Raw genomic sequence first — 962 nt, 5'->3', positions numbered from 1 at the left:
TAAGCTCGATCGGCTGACACCCGAACCCACCGCGCTCGATCCCCATGAGATCGCGTCCCGTGACGAGATTCGCGCCCTCCAGCGCGAGCGTCTCGCATGGTCGCTGCGGCACGCCTACGAGAATGTGCCGCATTACCGCGCCAAGTTCGACGCCGCGGGCGTGCGGCCGGAATCGTTCAGGAACCTTGAGGATCTCGCGAAATTCCCGTTCACGATCAAGACAGACCTGAGGGACAACTATCCCTTCGGCATGTTCGCGGTTCCTGAATCCCAGGTCGCGCGCATCCACGCCTCGTCCGGCACGACCGGCAAGCCGACAGTCGTCGGATACACCAAGCGCGACATCGAGACGTGGAGCGACGTTGTCGCCCGCTCGATCCGCGCCGCAGGCGGCCGCGCCGGGATGAAGGTCCATATTGCCTACGGCTACGGCCTGTTCACTGGTGGTCTTGGCGCGCATTACGGAGCAGAGCGTCTCGGCTGCACCGTCATTCCGGTTTCCGGCGGCATGACCGAACGTCAGGTTCAGCTCATCACCGATTTCAAGCCCGAAGTCATCATGGTGACGCCATCCTATATGCTGGCGATCCTCGATGAATTCAGGAAACAGGGCCTCGACCCGCGCAAATCGTCGCTGCGCATCGGCATCTTCGGCGCCGAGCCATGGACCAACGCGATGCGCGAAGAGATCGAGGAAGCGTTCGATCTTCACGCCGTCGACATTTACGGCCTGTCCGAGGTGATGGGTCCCGGCGTCGCCAGCGAATGCGTCGAGACAAAAGACGGCCTGCACATCTGGGAAGATCACTTCTATCCCGAGGTCATCAATCCCGCGACCGGCGAAGTGCTGCCGGACGGCGAGAAAGGCGAACTGGTCTTCACCTCGCTGACCAAGGAAGCCATGCCTGTGATCCGCTACCGGACCCGCGACCTGACGCGGCTGTTGCCGGGCACGGCGCGTT

General features: G+C 62.7%; 1 protein-coding gene. It reads left to right on the top strand.

Annotated features, from left to right (window positions below):
• Window positions 1–962: AMP-binding protein (locus tag AWU74_RS14275; protein ID WP_202966412.1), on the top strand; the 962-nt coding region annotated here is incomplete at both ends.

It is taken from the genome of Treponema endosymbiont of Eucomonympha sp. (assembly GCF_001028545.1).
The sequence above is the reverse complement of the archived record's forward strand: the minus strand, read 5'-3'. Positions and strand labels throughout refer to the sequence as shown.